At 38.7% G+C, this 20,088-nt stretch carries 14 protein-coding genes; 3 read left to right on the forward strand and 11 right to left on the reverse strand.

The genetic code is table 11. From position 1 onward, the window contains the following. Position 1 precedes the first annotated feature (1 nt). From ACWICE_RS09605 to ACWICE_RS09640, 8 genes are all read right to left on the reverse strand, one after another. Complete coding sequence (locus tag ACWICE_RS09605) at positions 2-460, reverse strand: phage tail protein (RefSeq protein ID WP_185212338.1); 459 nt, start codon at positions 458-460, stop codon at positions 2-4. 10 nt (positions 461-470) lie between these two features. Further along, positions 471-935 carry a phage tail protein gene (locus ACWICE_RS09610; RefSeq protein ID WP_093096915.1) on the reverse strand — a complete coding sequence of 155 codons (465 nt, stop codon included), beginning with the start codon at positions 933-935 and terminating at the stop codon, positions 471-473. Positions 936-952: 17 nt separating this feature from the next. Further along, the gene (locus tag ACWICE_RS09615; RefSeq protein ID WP_185216552.1) at positions 953-1,876 is read right to left on the reverse strand and encodes a hypothetical protein; all 924 of its coding nucleotides are present in this window, start codon (positions 1,874-1,876) and stop codon (positions 953-955) included. A gap of 44 nt (positions 1,877-1,920) precedes the next feature. Beyond that, positions 1,921-2,946 (reverse strand): hypothetical protein, encoded by a 1,026-nt coding sequence (locus ACWICE_RS09620; RefSeq protein WP_454298222.1) that lies wholly within the window; start codon positions 2,944-2,946, stop codon positions 1,921-1,923. 35 nt (positions 2,947-2,981) lie between these two features. Continuing rightward, a complete protein-coding gene (locus ACWICE_RS09625) occupies positions 2,982-4,403 on the reverse strand; it encodes a phage tail sheath family protein (RefSeq protein ID WP_185216556.1) in 1,422 nt (473 codons plus the stop codon). A gap of 37 nt (positions 4,404-4,440) precedes the next feature. Beyond that, positions 4,441-5,763 (reverse strand): hypothetical protein, encoded by a 1,323-nt coding sequence (locus ACWICE_RS09630; RefSeq protein WP_454298223.1) that lies wholly within the window; start codon positions 5,761-5,763, stop codon positions 4,441-4,443. A 4-nt stretch (positions 5,764-5,767) separates the two neighbouring features. Beyond that, positions 5,768-6,364: a DUF4255 domain-containing protein gene (locus ACWICE_RS09635; protein ID WP_185216560.1), complete on the reverse strand. Its 597-nt coding sequence runs from the start codon at positions 6,362-6,364 to the stop codon at positions 5,768-5,770. A 1,083-nt stretch (positions 6,365-7,447) separates the two neighbouring features. Continuing rightward, a complete protein-coding gene (locus tag ACWICE_RS09640) occupies positions 7,448-8,161 on the reverse strand; it encodes a response regulator transcription factor (protein WP_214648416.1) in 714 nt (237 codons plus the stop codon). A 499-nt stretch (positions 8,162-8,660) separates the two neighbouring features. On the opposite strand from ACWICE_RS09640, the gene ACWICE_RS09645 reads away from it, so the two are divergent. Then, the gene (locus tag ACWICE_RS09645) at positions 8,661-9,203 is read left to right on the forward strand and encodes a hypothetical protein (protein WP_454298224.1); all 543 of its coding nucleotides are present in this window, start codon (positions 8,661-8,663) and stop codon (positions 9,201-9,203) included. Positions 9,204-9,254: 51 nt separating this feature from the next. Here ACWICE_RS09645 and ACWICE_RS09650 read toward each other — a convergent pair whose 3' ends face one another. Together ACWICE_RS09650 and ACWICE_RS09655 are read right to left on the reverse strand one after the other, a co-directional pair. After that, entirely contained in the window at positions 9,255-10,766 is a 1,512-nt protein-coding gene (locus ACWICE_RS09650) for a RagB/SusD family nutrient uptake outer membrane protein (protein ID WP_454291838.1), read from the reverse strand. Between the two features lie 15 nt (positions 10,767-10,781). Next, positions 10,782-13,856 carry a SusC/RagA family TonB-linked outer membrane protein gene (locus ACWICE_RS09655; RefSeq protein WP_454291839.1) on the reverse strand — a complete coding sequence of 1,025 codons (3,075 nt, stop codon included), beginning with the start codon at positions 13,854-13,856 and terminating at the stop codon, positions 10,782-10,784. A gap of 398 nt (positions 13,857-14,254) precedes the next feature. Here ACWICE_RS09655 and ACWICE_RS09660 point away from each other — a divergent pair, with 398 nt between their 5' ends. Continuing rightward, positions 14,255-16,429 carry a DPP IV N-terminal domain-containing protein gene (locus ACWICE_RS09660; protein ID WP_454298225.1) on the forward strand — a complete coding sequence of 725 codons (2,175 nt, stop codon included), beginning with the start codon at positions 14,255-14,257 and terminating at the stop codon, positions 16,427-16,429. 152 nt (positions 16,430-16,581) lie between these two features. Continuing rightward, positions 16,582-19,029, forward strand: a complete 2,448-nt coding sequence (locus tag ACWICE_RS09665) for a TonB-dependent receptor (RefSeq protein WP_454298226.1) — start codon at positions 16,582-16,584, stop codon at positions 19,027-19,029. Here ACWICE_RS09665 and ACWICE_RS09670 read toward each other — a convergent pair. Next, complete coding sequence (locus tag ACWICE_RS09670) at positions 19,026-19,835, reverse strand: AraC family transcriptional regulator (protein WP_454298227.1); 810 nt, start codon at positions 19,833-19,835, stop codon at positions 19,026-19,028. The two genes, ACWICE_RS09665 and ACWICE_RS09670, sit on opposite strands and share 4 nt — an antisense overlap. Positions 19,836-20,088 lie beyond the last annotated feature (253 nt).

Raw genomic sequence — 20,088 nt, forward strand, 5'->3', positions numbered from 1 at the left:
ACTATGATTTTTGAAAAATTAATCGGTTATAATTCAGCTCTAGCGTCTCGATCAGTACTTCCGCCCTCCCGGCATTCAGTTCTGAAAGTTTCCAGCTCCTTGGCCATACATTGTTAATTTTCCAATGCATAATGGATTGATGTTCCTCATCCAATAGATTGATGACCACGGTTTCCAAGGTTTCATAAACCTGGTCGTCGAAAGCCTTTTTTAACCAATCCGTAATCGCTGATGAACCTGGTGAGATCAATCCCCTTTTTAGTACCAAGGGACCATATTTATGCCGTCCAGGGACAACATGCTCAAACCTGTTTTCACCACCTTCCTTTATGGTTTCTATATCAATCGAAGAGTCCAAACCAGTTACAGACTGGAATTTAATATCCACAGCCTTATTCCCTTTCAATGTAAAATTCACTGAAAAATGAAAATTGACCGTTTGATATAAACTGTCAGCCATGGCTTATAACTTATTTTTTAGCTTCTACAATGGATAAACCCTCATGCACCAATTCCATGGTTTCAATGGCCACTTCGTTGGCATCGGCTTTCAAATTAGTGGATTGTACCTTTGAAGGCCAAGCTCTAGAGAGTGTCCAGGAGATGATCGGTTGATGTTCTTCATCCAGTAATCGAATGGTAACATCCCTCCTAAATTTCTCCTTGCCTTCCTGGAACATCATGGTCTTTTTCCACTGTTCAAAGTATTCAAAATCCCCAAAGAAAGTACCGCGTTTCAGCGTCACATTCGGGTATTTGGTCAATCCAGGCTGTTTTGTCTTGTTATAGGTAGGGCTACTGCCTTCACGGTATTCAATAACCTCAGTTTCAAAGTCAAGTCCACTAACTTCTGTAAAACCAATTCTAGTACCACCCCAATCCAATTGAAAATGGAACTTCGGTAGTGGGTAGTTTTTTTTAGGATCGTTTGACATAACAAATGATTTATTGATTATTTACACTTATTTGCAGGATTCACCTCATTGATTGCATTCTCAAGACTTTGCTTGCATGCAAAAAGTGCATCCCTTTTCTCTTTTGCGGAATCCAATTCCTTTTTCAACACATCAACACGCTGCTTGGTCTGATTATAGTCTGATTCCAATTGATGGTAATATTCATCAGAATCGATCGGCAGGTGGATATGTGGCTCTATACAACAGCATTCATGGGAATCAGAACTGCTTTCAATTTTGGCCTGCTCTGCATAAGCTGTACTTTCGGTACCCGATTGGTTACAATGGAATTTATCCTTCCAATATTGAATGGTCCTTTTCAGACCATACTCTTCACAGATATTGATGTGCAGACCGTAGGCTAATTCTACTACGGCAACAACCTGTGGAATCATGATGTCTCGGGTTAAGATCACAGCATCTAATTTCTGGCCATAGTCTTCAAGGACTTTCATGATTCCAATTCCTGGTGCCAACTCTGGTCGTTTCAAGCAATTGATACATAGGATTAACTTGTCATAGTTTGACTTCAATCTATCCACACGGATATAAAGATCCTCGACCATACAGAATAAGATCTCTATGGCTTTATTGGTTTTGTCCGTAACGATGCAGACCTTTTGTAGCAAAAGGATAAATAGTTCCAGTTGGCGACACAGGGCATCTGCATTTTCATCTGTAGCTTCCCAGTCAGCAAACCATGCCTTGAGTCGATCTCTTTCCTCAATGCTCAGGTTATATTCCAGTTCCTTATTGCTGGCGTAGGCATTTGCTGCCTTCCAATCTGAGGTTACTTGGACCAGATCACCCATCCATGCATCATAGCAACAATCTCCTCCTGGCTCATTACCGTTTGGTTTTTGATCGCAGCAATCAAAAATATCCCGCTCAGAATTGCTTATTTCATTATAGCTTAACATAATTGTCTATTTTAAAATTTACCATATTGAAAATGTTTCCTCAATCAATCACAGCTTGAGCCACCTTCATTATCACGGATGCAATAGATTTCAGTGACCTCCCTACAGATGTCGCAGATATCACATTTACACTTCTTGAATCTGTTATTCTCCTCATTATTCCCTTCATTGCAACCACAGTCGCCGATGCAACTGCATTTATGGCAGCATAGATAATCCTTGACTTCAACCAAGGTTTCCAATTCATTACGTTTACCATAAAGGGTATAACTGGATTGCGTATGGGATTTAATCGCCAATGTCAGATCATCTTGAGATTTCTTTAATCCCGCGGTCGCCGTATTGATCTGCGCTTGGATTAGATCATCAAAAGTTTTGGCATTGCCAGCAAAATCCTGTTGGAATTTCTCTAAGGATTTAATATTTGAAAAGGACTGTATACCAATGATATCAGCCACTGAATTGCAGATAATATCAATTTCTAGGCTCAGGTCAACCGGTCTTTCAACCAGTTTGTTCAAAATCCGACAGGCATCTTGGCATTCATTTGGCCGATTATCCGATTCATTTCGTTTTTCAGCATCATTACAGTTGTCATTTGAGCATCCCAAAATCCTTAGTTGCCCAGAATTACAACTATCATTCATAGCAGCATCCAATTTTGCTGCCGATTCCCGAAGATTTCCGAAAGCAACCTTTGCATTCTTGGCCGTCATCAACACCGCTTTCAACCCTGCCACCAATGCATCATTCTGGCTGATGCTTGCCGCAACATTCTTTTTTATTTCTTCCGAAGACTGTATCAATTCTACCCCGACCTTCAATTCCAGGTTTCGGAGCATTTGGTAATTCTTTTCTGTTTTGACAAAAACACATTTCTTCTTTTCGTACATCATCAGGGTCCCATCACTGGTGACCTCACTTTCACTCAACTCACCTAACTTCCCTTTCAGTCTATTGCAGTAATCTTCCTTTATCTGATGGAGATTTTTCTGAGTTATTGTCTTTGCCTCATTACCATTACAATTCCCGTTTTTCGGGTTTCGCATATTTGAGCTTTCAATGGTCATAACAATGGTTTTTTAAAATTTACAATAAACTTGGTTTAGGACTCTGCCAGCATTTTATGCATGAAACGAAGGATAATAAATTCGGCCGGACGAACAACCGCCATACCGATCTCTACGATCATCCTGCCTTCCCAGATATCCAATTCCGTCATGGTTTCCCCAAGCCCGATATGAACAAAGAATGCTTCTTTGGTCGATGCGCCCATTAATGCACCAGCTTTCCATTGCTGAGTCAGGTAATTCTCGATCATCGATTTAACCCGCACCCAGGTATTGCGATCATTGGGTTCAAATACAAATTGCTCAGTAGCATTTTTAACAGACTCCTCCACCATGGAAAAGAATCGCCGCACTGGAACATAACGCCATTCATTATCATTTCCCGCTAATGTGCGAGCTCCCCAAACAATGGCAGGACCTCTTCCAGGAAATGAGCGGATAACATTAATGGATTTACCAGCGGTCGTATCTACATTAAGGTTCATCTGTTCCTTTTGATTGATCAGGAATTCTGGCCGGATTGCATTGGCAACATTGACATTTGCAGGTGCTTTCCAGACTCCCCTTGCATTATCAACCTGAGCATATACCCCCACCATGGCAGCAGAAACTGGCATAAGCATCTGAATATTGGTTATGGCACTCTTTGCCTGAAAGTATTTCTCATTATTGATAGCCAGTAATTCTTTAAGGGTGCTAGCTCCGGCCACTCCGGTAATGCTGACCAGTTCATCGTTATCCTTACTTGGATCCCCAGCTACCTTATAGTTATAATCAACTCCAGTAAACAATTTTGGAAAATATACTGCCGCATATTTATAGAATTCTGTCGTTCCAGAGAGTATACTTCTCAATAAATCGATATCTAGACTCCACTGTGTCAGATTAGCCGGATCATGATAGACATCCAAAACGGTAAAACGGTCCTGTAACTCTACACATTGGTTGATAGCCTCTGTATGCACATTGTAATAATCAGAGGCTGTACTCAAATTGGTCGAGTCCGGAAAAACCAACAAGGTCACCTCATTGATCTTTGCAATCTCTTTCAGCCCATCCGTCAGATTACTGGCAACAATAGAACCTCCACTGTCTACATAGTTTCCTACAGAACAGATCCAGCATGGACCTCCACCATTCGCAAAAAATAGCTGCATACTATAATGCATCAGGAATTTAGATCTTTTTGTATCATCGATCTTCCCATTGACATCTGCATTAGGTCCAAAGACAACAGATAAGCTTTCCTTCTCCGGATCTGGATATCCAAAATATTGTTCATACTGAAGCATGGACTCAATCCGCCAGGGTTTATTCCTAAGATCATCTGTTTCTTTCCATTTTGCTATTTCAGTATATCCAATAAATGCTGGAATAGCCGTTTCTACCGAAGCAATCGAAGGTGGAAGATGTGGAATCTCCTCTATATACACTCCGGGGGTTTTATATTCTTGCATAACAATAGATTTTGATTTATTATTCTTTTAATTATGGTCAAGGTGCCAGTGGAAATAAATCTGATTCTGGAACCATTATATCACTGTATATCTTTTTATTCTCAATATGGATTTCCTGAGTCCCTGTAGGATTAGGAAGATAAAATAAACTACTATCCGGTAACCTAAATAAAGTAGTGTTAGCGGTCAATGGTCGCGGTTCTTTAGCAATTAACACCGCATCAATGATTTGCAAAAGGTCAGAATAAAGACCATTCTGTAAAGCACGATTTCTGTTATTGATATACCTCCAAAATGAAGCCTTGCTGGAGATATTAATTTCAAATACCGGTGCTGCTGGATCAGTGACATTAAATTGATTTTTTCGGGTAATCAGTTTACCTGATGCATCAAATAGCTTATAGCCACTTATATTCCCTTTCACTTTAATGAGAATCACCCCAATGCTGCTACTTAACTCTTGCTTATCTGAGTAAAAAACAACTTTATGGGATTTAGCAAAAGAGCCCGTTCCACTAACTTCCAGATTATAGAGCAACTCATTGCTAATCTTTTCCTCTGGTAGCATCTTCAATAGTTTAGGATCAAAAGCTAAATGAACCTTTGCAAATGGATTGGAAGCTTTAAAATGTAGTTCTTGGATAATATTCCCCAAATGATCCTTGAGTATAAAATCTGCTTTGCTGATATTATTGGCATTTACGAAGGAATAACTAAAGTTAGCCCCGCATAATAACCGATCATTGTCATTGGCAAATGACTTTCCAGCTTTACTTAGCCACTGCTTGTTATTGGCCGTATCTACATAAAATGCCCTTATATCATTAGGACCAAACTTTGCCAATTCCCCTTGCTCATATTCAATAGCGGCATCATGATTGGCCACTTCAGTATGTAGATATGGAAAGTTTCGGGAGCCAGATAAGGAGGAATCATTGCAGAATAAATAAGTGGAATTGATATTTCGTTCAACCTTTTGATTGCTAATCGAATCATATCTTGAGGTTTTTCTCTTGATCAAGATTGGAATATGAAGGTCATCCCCTAACTTATGTATAGGTTCAAAAGTACTCACTCCACTTGCTAATTTCTTGAGTTTAACTTCTATCAAAACCTTTAATCCAGAATAACTTGGTATTAACTTTAAACCATAGTTCTTGAACATTTCCTGACAGCTTTCCGAAACTTCATAGGACAGATCATTATTGATCTCTTCTGCAAAAGATTCATATTTCTGAAAGAGAAAATCAAGTCGATCTGGTTGTGCGCTCAAATCAAAAACGTTATTTCCCGTTCTATCGGTCAGATAGAATTCGTGGAGGAGTTTTACCTCAAATAACGGTTTATAGAGCGTTCTCATGGCGTCAATTTATTTTACTGAGCTTAGTTTCGATTTCTTCAATTAAAGGAGCATTCCTTACTTTCACATGTTCAGACAGGCTTATCAACCGGAGCTTATACATCGCGAATGGCACTTGCCTACCCCCCAAGGATCCCCATAGGTAATTGATCTGTTCAAAAGATAAGGTGAAGAGCTCCATATTAAAATGGAAGGGTTCAGTATTGTCAGGATCAATTGGATTAATATTTACAGGATTGGATGATGAAAAACTGCTTTTACTTTGCAGAAAACGGATCACCATGGATAGCCTTTTCAGGGCCAATAAATAACCGTCTCCAGCATAATTGCATGTAATCAATACATAAAGATTGATATAGATAGCAGGATTTTCATAGTAGGCTGAACCATCTGGCATCCGTCGCAACGGCGATTGATTCTTCAGGGTATTCTCCTCCTCAATATTGACCAGACTGATTACAATATTATCGGGCAAACCATTGCCTGCAGAAGTTTCAGACAAACCAATATTATCGATGATGACTCCGGCCGCATTATCTCCTTTAGAACTTAAATAAGCCAGCAGTTCAGTCTTAAACAATATAAGGGCTTGATCTATCATGATGATTGGTTATTGATGGAAGCTAGAGTGCTTGTTCCTAGATACTGTAATTCTTGAATAAATTTCTGCATAAAACCTTTCCACATCAATAGCTATCAATAGTCATTTCATTGAAGGCAGGTGTCATTCCTTTATTTTCTAAATGTCAACTTGAGGTTTCCCCGAAGCGTCTTGGAACAATCCATGCCTCATTTTAAAAAAAACTAGCGGGGGTGAAATATGTGTAGATGGAAGATTGGTAATAATGGCTAACCCCAGCAGAGGTGAAATGTCAATAAATTAAGTTTTTTGGTGTCATGTTGAGGAACGAAACATCTCGGAGAAATGCGAGCTTTCGAAATTAAATTTATCATTTAATGAACCTCAAGCAGGGTTGAAATATTTTTCAATAAATCTTCCTGAAGAAAGAAAATAGTTTGCTCATCTTACGATTCGCAATGACACAATTTTGCTAAAAAAAAAACAAAAAATAGATTCTTCGTTTCACTCTGAATCCCTCTTTAGCGCATTTTGATTCTGAACGATGAGTGAGGAATCTGTACGATTCTCCCCCTCATGACCTTGTCATTCTCCATCGAAGATGGAGGACCTGTACGCCAATGCAATTATTCCCAGAATTAGGTATGTAATAATCCGAGATCCTTCCTCCGTACCAATTACAAGTTTGTTAAATCTGTGTTTCTAGCCATTCAAGCTCATATTTATTTATCTGAAGAATATTTTTTATCCGCTATATATCCCCTGCGGGGATAAATTATTTTAGCATGGATGTAAACTATATTGGGTTAATGCAAAAACGATGTTCGATTAATCGAACATCGTTTTTGCGCGACTTCCAGGCTAGCGTGCCATGCCAGCTAAAATAATGGAACCCCAAAGGGGGTTCTATATTTAATAAATAAAAGTGCTTATTTATTTTTATTGCCAACATGCTGTCATTACCTTCCGATAAATTTAGCCCAATTTTTTTATTCTCAGGATGACCCCAGGGTGCTAACCGAAGGTGCAGGAAAGTCCGCCAATGGAATTATTCCGAAAATAAGGGTTGCATTATTCCCAGATCCTTCCTCCGTCAGGACTGCCCTAAACCATATTGAACAATATGGCAAACTTGGTCAGATGACATAGATTATTAATCTCCAATTTGTTGGTAATATTCTTTCGATGGTTGTTCACGGTATGGATGGAAATAAACAACAACTCCGAGATATCCTGGCTAGACTTACCTTCAACAATCAACTTGATGACTTCCTTTTCACGTTTGCTCAGCAACATCACACGGTTACAATACTTTTGGAAATAGGATTCATCATTTAAGGAAAGTGGTTTATTCTCTGCCTTATTCAACTCAAAAGCATATCGAAATAATATCCCAGGCTGGCTTTCATCACCAAGGGCAAATAATTTACTGGTAGCAAAATGCCATTTATAATCGCCAATCTGCTGTGGCCTTGCACGCTGAAAAAAGAAATATACCTTATTCAATTCTTTTTGCCGGATAGCATGGAAAAGCTCCGGCATTAAAGGGACAATATCTTCAGGAGGAAAGAAGAAATCAAAATAAGCTAACCAGATCTGTTCAGTTTCTGGGTTAGCATGATTCATCCCATCCGTTCTACATTTATAAAAGAAGGAATTCGTTGGCTCTTTATGATTCTCAACAACTAAGTTTCCTACATCAAAATCACCTATTTCCACCTTTAGGAATTTCTGCTGCAGAATCTGGCCAACCATATCAATAATATGACCGTTGAAATCGTAATATTGGCTTGATTGTGTATCCTGTGTTAGATTCATCGGATGCGTATTAAAAGTTAGCGAAACGTCTAAAATCAAAATCAGTAATTAACCAATATTGATTCAATTTGAATTAAATCTAATGCTTAATGGCAATAATTTAAATGGCAATGAGTAGGATATAACTTTGAATGAGTAAGGCCTATTAAATAATTAGTGAACGGCTTTTTTGATTTTTCAAACTGCTTATGAAATATCTTATAACTAAAGACTTATAATTTCAGAAAGCAAAAATATATAAAAATGAGATAGATTATATATCGCTTACCTAAAAAAATCAATAAATTATCATTATAAATAAAAATAAGCGTACAACAAACTTTTAATTGAGCTAAAAATATCTAATTGCTTTCATACAAACCAACTGTTAAAAAATGCTAACTTTTTAATAATAAACAAGTTATTATGTTAAAAACGTTAAAGAAATTTCTTTTTCAATTACTTTGGAATAATTTTACCGTATAGAAATATTTATCGTTTTAATGCAAATTATTTTCATATGAACTATCCGTTATTTTCAACACTGATTCTCTGCTGCGTCCTGAATATAAGTTACGCCCAAGACTCTTTACCTGCAAAAACCCATGCAATCGGAATAGGTCCGATGCTGGGTTATGATTTTTCCCATCATGGTGCTTCCTATGGAGTAGGAATGATCTATGAATACCGACCTTTAAATAAAATAAGTTTCTTTTCAACCTTAAATTATGAGGTCACCGTTCGGGGTATATCCAAAAATGTTCTTTTAACGATGCCTGAAATCTGGAAACATGAGGTTTTTTCCCTGAATGGAGGAATTCGATATTATCTTTCGAAGAACCTATATATTGCCGGATCTTTAGGGTTAGCTTATGAAGGCAGCACCCTACAAAAAGCAGATGGACAAAGGATAGGTCCTGATTTCAAGCCTGCTTTATATCGTTCTTTGTTTGCCGGCTACCAAATCCCATTGATCAATAAGGATATCATCGAGATTGAAACTGGTTTTTCTGGAACAAAAACCTCCAATCGGGGCAGTATGGTCGCACGGTATAAGTTTTAAAAATAAAGAAAGCCGTCAATCGACGGCTTTCTAAATAAACATCTATAACACTTAATAGCCCTTATTTTGCACTAGTTTATTATTATTCCTGATTTCTGCTGTAGGCTTTGGAAACAATAACTCCCGCTCGGTCAAAACTGGACCATAGGAGAATTTGTGACCTACGTAATTGTCGAATTTCTTGGTACTCACATTGAAAGCCTTCCTTAAACGCACCATATCAAACCAAGTGACATTCTCATAGCAGAGCTCATGCCAACGCTCTTTCCAGATAGCTTCTCGAAGTTGATCCTTGGATAAACCGCTCAAGTTTGGAAGTTCTGCCCTTTTTCTGATCGCATTTACCGCATCATATACCTTTTGGTTAGGTCCAGACACTTCATTTGCTGCCTCAGCATACATCAACAACACATCAGCATATCGAAGGATAGACCAATTCAGGTCACTGTTTGTCGTACTTGTCTGCGCCGCCTCATCAAAATGCTTATAAAGGAAATATCCCCCTAAATTGACTTCTTTGCTACGATCAGACTCATGGGTATATTTGGTAAAGAAAAACTGCTTTTCAGCTCGTCGTAAGTCATTTGCATCATAGGATTCCACAAAATCCTTGGTAGCATAGATTCCACCTGTTTCATCTGAATACGCAGATATATTCTTGTTGTAAGGAATGATGGCGACTTGCCAATTGGAGGCAATGACCTGCGTCTTATATTGAATGCTAAAGATATTCTCTACCCCATTTTTCTTTTTGGGATCATGTAGATCGGCATAGGTAGGGAACAATTGATATTGCTTGGAGTTGATGACTTCTTCAGATGCTTTGGCTGAAAGGTCAAAATAAGCTGCCCCTTTGTTCAATGGATAACCGGCCATGGTCAAGTAAACCTTTGCCATCAAGGATTTAATAATTCCCATATTTACTTTCCCACTTTGATCACTCCATGGCAAACCGGAGTTCTCTGCAACTTTCAGATCACTTACTATTAATTCATAGACCTTCTCTACGGTTGCCTGTTCTGGGTAAAGCTGCTCTGATGTCAGACTTACAGCTTCCGTTACCAAAGGGATTTCCCCAAACATCTGCACCAGATTAAAATAGAAAAACGCCCTTAAGAAATGAGCTTCGCCTAAGATCCGTTTCTTTTCAGCTTCATCCATCGTGATTTGAGGAATATACGTAATTGAAAGGTTTGCATTTCCGATACCTTTATAATAGGTCGTCCAATAGTCTAGGCCATAGCCATTGTCTGAAGTGTTTCTGAGGTCCTTTACGTAGTAACTGTTTACCGCCTGACCTAAATCTGTTCCCGCCAATCCCGTAGCAAATTCAAGCATCATCCAGGTTCCCCCACCAAATCCACTTACCATTGGGTTTCTTAAATTGGCGTAAATAGCACTTACGGAACTACGGGCATGTTCAGGTTTGGTGAAATAGTTCTCCACCGTAAAATTACTGGGATCGGATTCGTCCAAAAAACCCGAACAGCCTACTATACCTGCCGTTAATATTACGGCTGTAGTTATTTGAATCGTTCTCTTGATATATTTAATGTATTTCATGATTTTCCTGTTTTATTATAATCCAATGTTTAATCCGAATGTAAATACCCTTGGTCTTGGATAATCATATAGACCAAATCCCTGATCAAATGCAGAGCCTGAATTAGAAACCTCTGGATCATAACCCGAATATTTCGTGATCACAAAGAAGTTCTGTACGGAAGCAAAAAAGCGTAGTCGATCCAATTTCATTCTTGAAACTACATCTGGATTCAATGTATAAGAAAGCATTAGGTTTCTACCTCTGATAAAGGAGGCATCTGAAACTTTATGGCTATCGTTATTTGTTGTATAATAGGCATTGATAGGTCGTACCTGTGCAATCGGAGTGTTTTGGTTACTCTCTGTCCAAGCGTTCAATACCGTCTTATAACTGTTTGCTATCCCCTGTCTGTCCTCAGCAGAGTGAATACTGCGATCAATCACGTCATTACCAAACATATATTGCAAATCGATCAATAAGGATAGATTTTTATATTTGAAGGTGTTGGAGAATGTTCCATAACCATCTGGAATCCCTCTACCAATAATGGTTTTATCATTATCATTGATGACTCCATCTCCATTGATATCCTGATATCGCACATCACCAGGAAGCATATTATATTTCTTGGCTTCAGCTTCGTCTGCGCTGGACCAGGTCCCTAGATGTTGGAAACCCCAAAAAGATCCAACCGGCTCGCCTTCTCTGATAATGGTCGCACCACTATAGATATCTGCACCACCAATCAATCTCAAAACTTGGTTTCTGTTGTAGGAGAAATTGAACAATCCTGACCAACTGAAAACATCATTGCCGATATTGGCCACGTTGACGCCAAATTCTATCCCATCATTTTTCATACTTCCAATATTTCTGAAAATGGTTCCATACCCACTGGACAATGGAATCGGGGCATCGAGTAGCATATCGTTAACCTGACGGTGATATACATCCAATTCGAAGTTCAACTTGTTTTGGAACAAACCTAGTTCAAGTCCCAGATCGACCTGCTCCGTCCGCTCCCATTTTAAAGTTGGGTTGGCAATTCTGCCAGTCCCTACCCCAACCATACGATCACCACCCTGAATGATTTCATAATTCCCCATACCGGCTAATGCGCGGTAGGCTGGGATTTCAGAGTTACCCGTTGCTCCATAGCTCATCCTTAACTTCAAATTGGAGATGCTCTCCGAATCTTTTAAGAAGTTCTCTTCATTGATTTTCCATGCCACTGCTGCAGAAGGGAAAAAGGCATATTGGTTATCCTGTCCAAATTTGGAAGATCCATCCACACGACCAGTAAAGGTAAATAGGTATTTGTTCAACAGGGTATAGTTGATCCTAGTGAAGTAAGAGTTCAATCCATTGGCATTCGCACCTGAAGAAGGTGCATTCATGGTAGCCCCTGCTCCCAAATTATTGAATTGATAGTAGAAATCCGTGTACTTGCTGGAACTTGCATAGGAACCAAAATAATCGGTATGCTGCCATGAAAAACCTAACATAGCATTTATGGAATGAATATTTCCGAAATCTTTTAAGTAGGTAAAATAGTTCTCAAATTGCCAGGAATTAAAACGTTTATTGTCCACATTGGCAGAACCATCACTTGAAATATATTGCAGACCTGCTGCTGCTGCATAATCTTTCCGTTGATTGATGATATTCGTACCAATCGAGGTACGGAACTCTAACCCATCCATTAATTTTATATTGGCATACATATTACCAATAAAGGGTTGGGTAGATAGGTAATAAAGTCTTTCATCAGCTACACGGATTGGGTTATCCCCACCTTCCATACCTGGATAATCGCGGTTACTTGCCCATCTACCATCTGCATATCGAACAGGTATCAGTGGCAATGCCTCAAGTACCTGACGCATCATGGTAATTCCTCCACCGCCCAATTCATCAACTTGCTTATCCTTTTGATCCGTATAGCTCAATACACCACCTACCTTTAACCAATCTTTGATCTCAGTATCAAATACAAATCTTGCTGAATATCTTTTCTGCCATGAGCCATATGCAACGCCTTGTTCATTTCTGTAATTCACAAATCCACCATAAGAACCTTTTTCATTTCCATTGGTAAAAGCCAATTGATGGTTCTGTGTAATGGCATTTCGGAAAGCCTCCTTCTGCCAATCCGTATTGTAAAGCGGTTTGCCATTGGAATCAAAAAGTAATGGGTTGGTCCGTTTGGTTTTAGGATCGGTATATTTTGTGCCTGTAGCCCAACCTACAGGGTCAAATTTCTTGGCATTCTCATAGGCTAATTCTTCAACAGCTAAGAATTCTTCTGAACTCAAAACCGGCAATAATTTTGGAGCATACCCTACCCCAACCTCTGCATCATATGTAGCTCTTCCACCTCCAGAAGTACCACGCTTAGTAGTTACAATAACGACCCCATTGGCACCACGGGCACCATAGATAGCTGTTGATGAGGCGTCCTTTAATACCTCCACGGAAGCAATATCATTTGGATTGATATAATCAATCGGTGAACTACCATTCTGTAATCCATCTCTACTCATGATTACACCATCTATTACGTACAATGGATTATTGGTAGTGGAGATGGAACTTGACCCCCGGATCCTGATATTGGCCCGACCACCTGGACGGCCAGAGCTGGTGGAAACATTTACACCCGTTATTTTTCCTCCTAGGGCTTGATTCAGATTGGATGCTGGTCTTTCACGCAATGCCTCGCCTTGAACGGTACCAACTGCACCGGTCAAATCACTTTTCTTGACTACCCCATACCCTACAGCTACCACCACTTCTTCAATGGATTCAGAGGAGGTACTCATCTGAACATTGATTTCCGTTCGGTTGTTAACTGATTCGCTATGGGTAATATAACCTATAAATGTAAAGGTCAGGTTAGCATTTGAACTGGTCTTGATTTCATAAACACCATTGGTATCAGTGCTTGTACTGGCATTGCCAGAGCTACTCTTGATCGAAACACCTGCTAAGGGCTCGTTGTTAGTCGAGGTAACTCGTCCAGTAATCGTGAGTTCCTGGGCATATGTCATTTTTGCTAACAAGAAAAATAACAATAAAGGAACACATCGGATGTAGGTTCTCATCATGGTTTTAAGTTTAAAAGGTTTATATTTTGTGTTATTTGTTTTCTTAAAAAACCAGGAATACCAGCTTCTAAAACTCTTAACCAAAAACCAATACACACCCACCTCGCCCTATTTAAAGGCAACTAAATCCCATCGAGTAGAAATCCACTCAAAGCCCAGGATTACCCTGGATCTTATATGTAATTTTTGTATCTAATTATTCTGAGTTCGATCTTAATTAGTGTTTACAGGTTATATGGTTAATTGTCTGAGCAATATGTGGTTGTCCCAGTTCAACTTAAAACTAAGATAGTCCTCTCTTTCCGATTATGTGTCCTGTACTATCCTGACTTTTACCATTTTCTCCCTTCCTTTCCTAACAATTCCTTAATTTCGTCATCATAAAATTTGATTAAACAATGAAAAAGCTACTGGTATTACTATTATTAAGCTCTTCAGTTGCTTATGGTCAAAGAGGTTTCACAATCGATGAAACGGTTTATGGACCAAGCAAGTTTGCTCCTAAAACACTGACTGCAGCAAAATGGATCAAAGATGCAGATGCATTCTCCAACCTGGACAGTACTTACCAAAACCTATTGGCTCGCGAAGCAAAGAATAATTGGAATCCTGTTCAATTGGCTTCAACCAACGATATCCTACAAGCCTTAAAGGAAATAGCCGCAAATGATAAATTCTCATTACGCTCCTTTCCAAATAATTACAAATGGATTGATAAGGAAAACATCAACCTGGTTATCAATGGTGAAAAAAACAGCTATAACATCAATTTCAATGTAAACAGCAAAAAAGCTAAGCTCAATGCGACCCTTCCAAGTAACAGGGATGCTGAAGAATTTAGCCATGCAAATAAAAACACGGCCTACCTGATCGGTAATAATATTGAAATCCTTAAAGCCGATGGCAGCAAAATAACCGTCACCAAAGACACAGTTGATGGCATAGTAAATGGGAGCTCTGTCGTTCACCGTAATGAATTTGGTATTGCCAAAGGAATGTGGTGGTCGCCAGATGACAAAATGCTGCTCTATTACCGCAAGGATGAAACCATGGTCAGCAAATATCCATTACCGCAATGGGATACCCGAGTGGCCAGCATTAAGGACATCCGCTATCCTATGGCTGGTATGAAAAGTGAGGAAGTTACATTGAACATCTTCAATACAGAAACTGGAGAGTATGTTCAGTTGCAAACTGGGGAACCAAAAGAACAATACCTAACAATTGTAACATGGGATCCTTCAAATGAGTTTGTCTATGTTGGGGTATTAAACCGAGGACAGGACCATCTAAAATTGAATAAATATGATGCAAAGAGTGGAGCTCTTGTGCAAACTTTATTCGAAGAATCTTCAACATCTTGGGTCGAACCTCAGGTAGCATTGGAATTCCTGCCAAATAAGCCAAATCAGTTTTTATACCAGACCGATAAAGATGGCTTTAACCAACTTTATCTTTATAACACAGATGGTAAACTGATCAAAAACTTAGGTTATCAAGATGTCATAGTAACAGATTTTCAAGGATTTGATGCTAAAGGAAGTAAAGGATATTACATTGGCGCCAGTAATCAGGGAATGGAACGCCATTTATTTGAAGTCGATCTGATATCTGGAAAAACTACCCAATTGACCAGTATCAATGGTACGCATAATGCAACTGTTAGTAGCTCTGGAAAGTATATCTTGGATCAATACAGCAATTTAGATATCCCTAATATCGTTCAGGTTATTGACAAAAAATCTAACAAGGCCGAAAAACTGGTTACAGCAACTAATCCATTCACTGGAAAGGTTGATTTACCTAAAATTGAGTTCAAAACCCTGACCTCAGCAGATGGGAAAACACCTTTGAATGCTAGAATCACCTATCCTGTCAATTTCGATCCCAATAAGAAATATCCCGTAATGGTTTATTTATATGGTGGATCGCATGCGCAATTGGTTACGGACAAATGGCTAGGTGGCGTGGGTTATTTCGATTTATACATGGCACAGCAAGGATACCTTGTCTTTACGATGGACAATAGAGGTTCCGATGCACGCGGTCGTGACTTTACCCGTGTAACCCATCGCAATCTAGGTGAAGCCGAAATGGCTGATCAATTGAAAGGTATTGAATACCTTAAATCCCAACCTTATGTAGATGCAGAAAACTTGGGAATATTTGGCTGGAGCTTTGGTGGATTTATGACGAGCTCATTGATGACCAAACACAACGATATCTTTAAAGCTGCAGTAGCAGGTGGACCGGTAATCGATTGGAAATATTATGAAGTGATGTATGGCGAGCGATATATGGATACCCCACAGGAAAATCCTGAAGGGTATGAAAAAACCTCTATGCTAGACAAGGCTGATCGATTGAATGGTCACTTATTGATTATTCATGGTGCTCAAGATCCTGTAGTAGTTCAACAACATAGCATGGAATTTATCCAAAAATGTATTGAAGCCGGTAAACAGGTTGATTACTTCCTATACCCAACACACGAACATAATGTAGTTGGAAAGGATAGAATCCACATGTACGATAAAATTGCAAAATACTTCAATCTATATCTAAAGAAATAGATTGGATCAAGCCCATTAAAAATCCCTAATACCTAATCGTATTGGGGATTTTTCTATTAATAAAAAGTCGATTTGAAAATATAATGGTATAATTTCCAATCCAATCCATATCCTGATTTTACTTTTCTATTTTTGAAAAAAAACTTAAACCATTGAAAAGGATTATTGCCATACTTTGCTTCATTTTCTCTGTTCAATTTAGCATCGCCCAAACATCAAAAATCTCCGGAACAGTAAAAGATTCATTATCATCAGCGCCAATAGCCTATGCCAGTATAGGTCTATTAGATATCAACAAAAAGGTAATCGATGGAATGATTACCGATACAACCGGTAGATTTCAGTTTACGGACCTGAAAAATGGCCCATACATATTGCAGATCAAGTTTATTGGCTACCGTCAAAAGAACAGTCCAATTGAAATAAAGGGTCAAAAATCCATTGATTTAGGAAACATCTTAATTTCTAGTGCTCAGCAAAGTTTAGAACAGGTAACTGTTACGGCAAATATCGCTGCCCAGAAACATAGCAGTGATCGACAGACCTATCAAGCCAGCCAATATAAAAATGCTGTCGGCGGAACTGCTTTAGATATCGTCAAAAACCTTCCTTCAGCATCTGTCGATGCCAATGGAAACATCAGTATGCGTGGGAATTCAGGTGTTATCGTACTAATCAATGGTAAACCATCCTTTATAGATCCTGCTACCATACTTGGGCAGATTGCTGCCAATGATGTTTCAGAAGTGGAATATATCACAAGCCCTACTGCGCAGTATGATCCAGATGGAAAAGGTGGTATTATCAATTTAAAAACAAAGAAATCAGCAGCAAATGGATTCGCATGGATCTTAAACCTTCAGACTGGCTTACCTAGCATCGACGATTATGACAATATCGAAAGTCAAAAACGATTCGGAGGTGATATTTCTTTCCAATTGAAAAAAGATAAGCTGGAACTCAATGGATCTGCCAACTACCTTCGAAATGATAATGCTGGCTTCAGGGATGGTGATGTAAATACCATCATTGGAGACAAACAAACCTTCTTCCCTTCAAAAGGAGAACGTAGTTTTGACAAATACAATTTCGGATTAAGATTAAACGCTGCATATGAACTATCTGAAAAACACAACCTGAATTTAGGGGTTCTTGCTTCAAGAAGATTCCAAGATAGGCTCGCTGATATTCATTATAATAACAGAACTATCCAGCCTTCCAGCGGCGATCAAATCTCCAGCTTAGATTACTTCAATTCCAATCTACAGAACAAACAAGGTGAGTTTTACTTAGTGGACTTCTCTTATCAATATAAAATAAATCCAAGGCACTCCCTACAATTAGGAGCCATCTATGAATTTGCCAACATCTATGGATCCACAAAAAATGGGAATATTGAAAACAACGTCGATACAGTGCAATGGTCCCATAATATCTATACAAATCCATTGCATGGTTTGCGGCTCTCCCTACAACATCAATGGAAATTCGACAATGCAGAATTGATTTCAGGTTACCAACTAAGGAATGATAAGCAAAAGGGAAATTTTGAATACTTTTATAAGGAAAAGGGTGGTCAATACCTTCAAATAAACCCTGAATTCACGGGCCGTTTAAATGCAACCAACCGAGTACATGTCCTGTTTAGCCAATATGATCGGAAATTCAACAACACACAACTTTCCCTTGGCCTTCGTTATGAGTATTATCAAAGAGATGTCCTGCTATTGGACAATAATCAAGAATATCCCTATTCCATCCACCAACTCTACCCAAGCTTTAATCTGATGCATGATCTGGGAGCTGGTTGGTCATGGAAATTAGCAGCTGCAAGAAGGGTGCAAAGAAACAATAACTTTGAGCTGAACCCTATTCCTGAGCGTGAACACTCGGAAACATTGGAACAAGGTGATCCGGAGTTATTACCTGAATTCACTACAAATGCGGAAACGGGACTTGTGAAAAAATTAAGTGCAGGTAGTTTATTCTTGAATGCTTACTACCAACATACTAAAAATCCAATCCAACGTGTAAACTCTGTTTATGCAGACACGATCTTACGCCGTGTATTTACCAATGCCGATTATGCTTCAAGATATGGTATGGAAATCGGTGGCGAGGGAAAGCCATTGACATGGTTAAAGGTCAATGCTGGTGCTAATATTTATAACTACAAGGTTTCAGGAAAGGTACTGGACTATCAAGAAACCCGAACAAACCAAGACTGGGTGTACTCCATCAATGCTGGGATACAAGCAGATTTTTCTCCAACTTGGAGCACCGGTTTACAGGTCAATTACCTATCCGAAAGACCAACAGTTCAAGGAAAGGATTCAAGGTTCCTGACTCCACATTTCAACCTCAGTAAGGGATTCTTAAAAGGTGCAATTACAGCTCAATTGCTATGGCAGTTTATCGAACTGAACAAGAAATGGGGAGTTAATGAACAAAGAATTACGACCTATTCAAATGATTTCTATACCACGACAAATTACATCTATGAAAAGAATGTCTTTTTGATCAATCTGAATTTCAACCTACATAAGTTGAATCAGATCATTAAACTACCAAAAAGTGAGTTCGGAGAGAAGGAATTTTAAGGATCTTGTTTCTTGAATTCCGTGGGTGTAATTCCTGTATAGCGTTTAAAGTACTTTGAAAAATTAGATTTATCAGAGAAGCCTAGCATGAAAGCAATTTCTGAAATGCTGTTTGATGTGTAAAACAATAGCCTTTTGGCTTCTTTGATAATATATCCCGCCAATATCTCGGATGCCGTAAGGTTAACATGCATCTTACAGGCAGCACTTAAATTTTGTGGACTGGTATTTAATTGGGAAGCATAATGAGCAACATGGTTGACCACTTTTGCCTCTTTGTTCAGCAATTCGCAAAACTTTATATACAGGTTGTTCTGGATGAACTTTGAAGAAATCTGTTGATCAGCATTCTCCAAAACATTTGCCAACATGGCTTTAAACAACCCTTCCTGTACGATTTTATTATTCTCTGTCGCCAACAATCCTAAGATCTGTTCTATGGCAAGTTTCTCTTTTAAGAAGATTTGGTCAAATTGGACAACCTCTTCCACTAACCTACTGATTTCAAAATCTAAGCTTTGCTCTACAAATAATTTCTTCAGCAAAAGAACATAGCCTTCAACGGGATTTTCCAATTCCCAATGATGTACATTATCCTTTCGGATTACCAAGATACAGGGTACTTTCACCTCTGCTTCCCTCCCATCAATATAATGTCTACCGCTGGTCGAAGAAAGGAAAACCAATTCTAAATAACCATTATGTTTATGAGGTCTCGTTCGATTTTTAGTTCGATCAAATGCAGCTACTTTTATCAGTCGCTGAGGCTCTAGTTTATCCTTAATGGTTATTTTCTTTCCTTGCATCTTGTGAAACTATTATATTTCCGCTATTCCATCAAATATATTGGAATTCCTTAATTTTTTTAGACATCTAAAAACGATAACCAGAAAATTTAGAAATTCAAAAAAATGAAAAAACTTTTAGACAATGCTCTAGACTTCGCTTTGGTCTTATTCGAGACATATTCGGAAAATTCGGAATATGCCTCGAATAAGACTAAAGTCATCTCAGAAAAATTTGTGAATTTTCAGCTTTATTTAAGCTATTAAAGAATTT

The sequence above is a fragment of the Sphingobacterium sp. NPDC055346 genome (assembly GCF_053645235.1).

Excerpts from the sequence above, each read along its gene's own strand:
- ACWICE_RS09605 (WP_185212338.1), bottom strand. The coding sequence starts at position 460 with ATGGCTGACAGTTTATATCAAACGGTCAATTTTCATTTTTCAGTGAAT.
- ACWICE_RS09610 (WP_093096915.1), bottom strand. The coding sequence starts at position 935 with ATGTCAAACGATCCTAAAAAAAACTACCCACTACCGAAGTTCCATTTT.
- ACWICE_RS09615 (WP_185216552.1), bottom strand. The coding sequence starts at position 1,876 with ATGTTAAGCTATAATGAAATAAGCAATTCTGAGCGGGATATTTTTGAT.
- ACWICE_RS09620 (WP_454298222.1), bottom strand. The coding sequence starts at position 2,946 with ATGACCATTGAAAGCTCAAATATGCGAAACCCGAAAAACGGGAATTGT.
- ACWICE_RS09625 (WP_185216556.1), bottom strand. The coding sequence starts at position 4,403 with ATGCAAGAATATAAAACCCCCGGAGTGTATATAGAGGAGATTCCACAT.
- ACWICE_RS09630 (WP_454298223.1), bottom strand. The coding sequence starts at position 5,763 with ATGAGAACGCTCTATAAACCGTTATTTGAGGTAAAACTCCTCCACGAA.
- ACWICE_RS09635 (WP_185216560.1), bottom strand. The coding sequence starts at position 6,364 with ATGATAGATCAAGCCCTTATATTGTTTAAGACTGAACTGCTGGCTTAT.
- ACWICE_RS09640 (WP_214648416.1), bottom strand. The coding sequence starts at position 8,161 with ATGAATCTAACACAGGATACACAATCAAGCCAATATTACGATTTCAAC.
- ACWICE_RS09645 (WP_454298224.1), top strand. The coding sequence starts at position 8,661 with ATGAACTATCCGTTATTTTCAACACTGATTCTCTGCTGCGTCCTGAAT.
- ACWICE_RS09650 (WP_454291838.1), bottom strand. The coding sequence starts at position 10,766 with ATGAAATACATTAAATATATCAAGAGAACGATTCAAATAACTACAGCC.
- ACWICE_RS09655 (WP_454291839.1), bottom strand. The coding sequence starts at position 13,856 with ATGATGAGAACCTACATCCGATGTGTTCCTTTATTGTTATTTTTCTTG.
- ACWICE_RS09660 (WP_454298225.1), top strand. The coding sequence starts at position 14,255 with ATGAAAAAGCTACTGGTATTACTATTATTAAGCTCTTCAGTTGCTTAT.
- ACWICE_RS09670 (WP_454298227.1), bottom strand. The coding sequence starts at position 19,835 with ATGCAAGGAAAGAAAATAACCATTAAGGATAAACTAGAGCCTCAGCGA.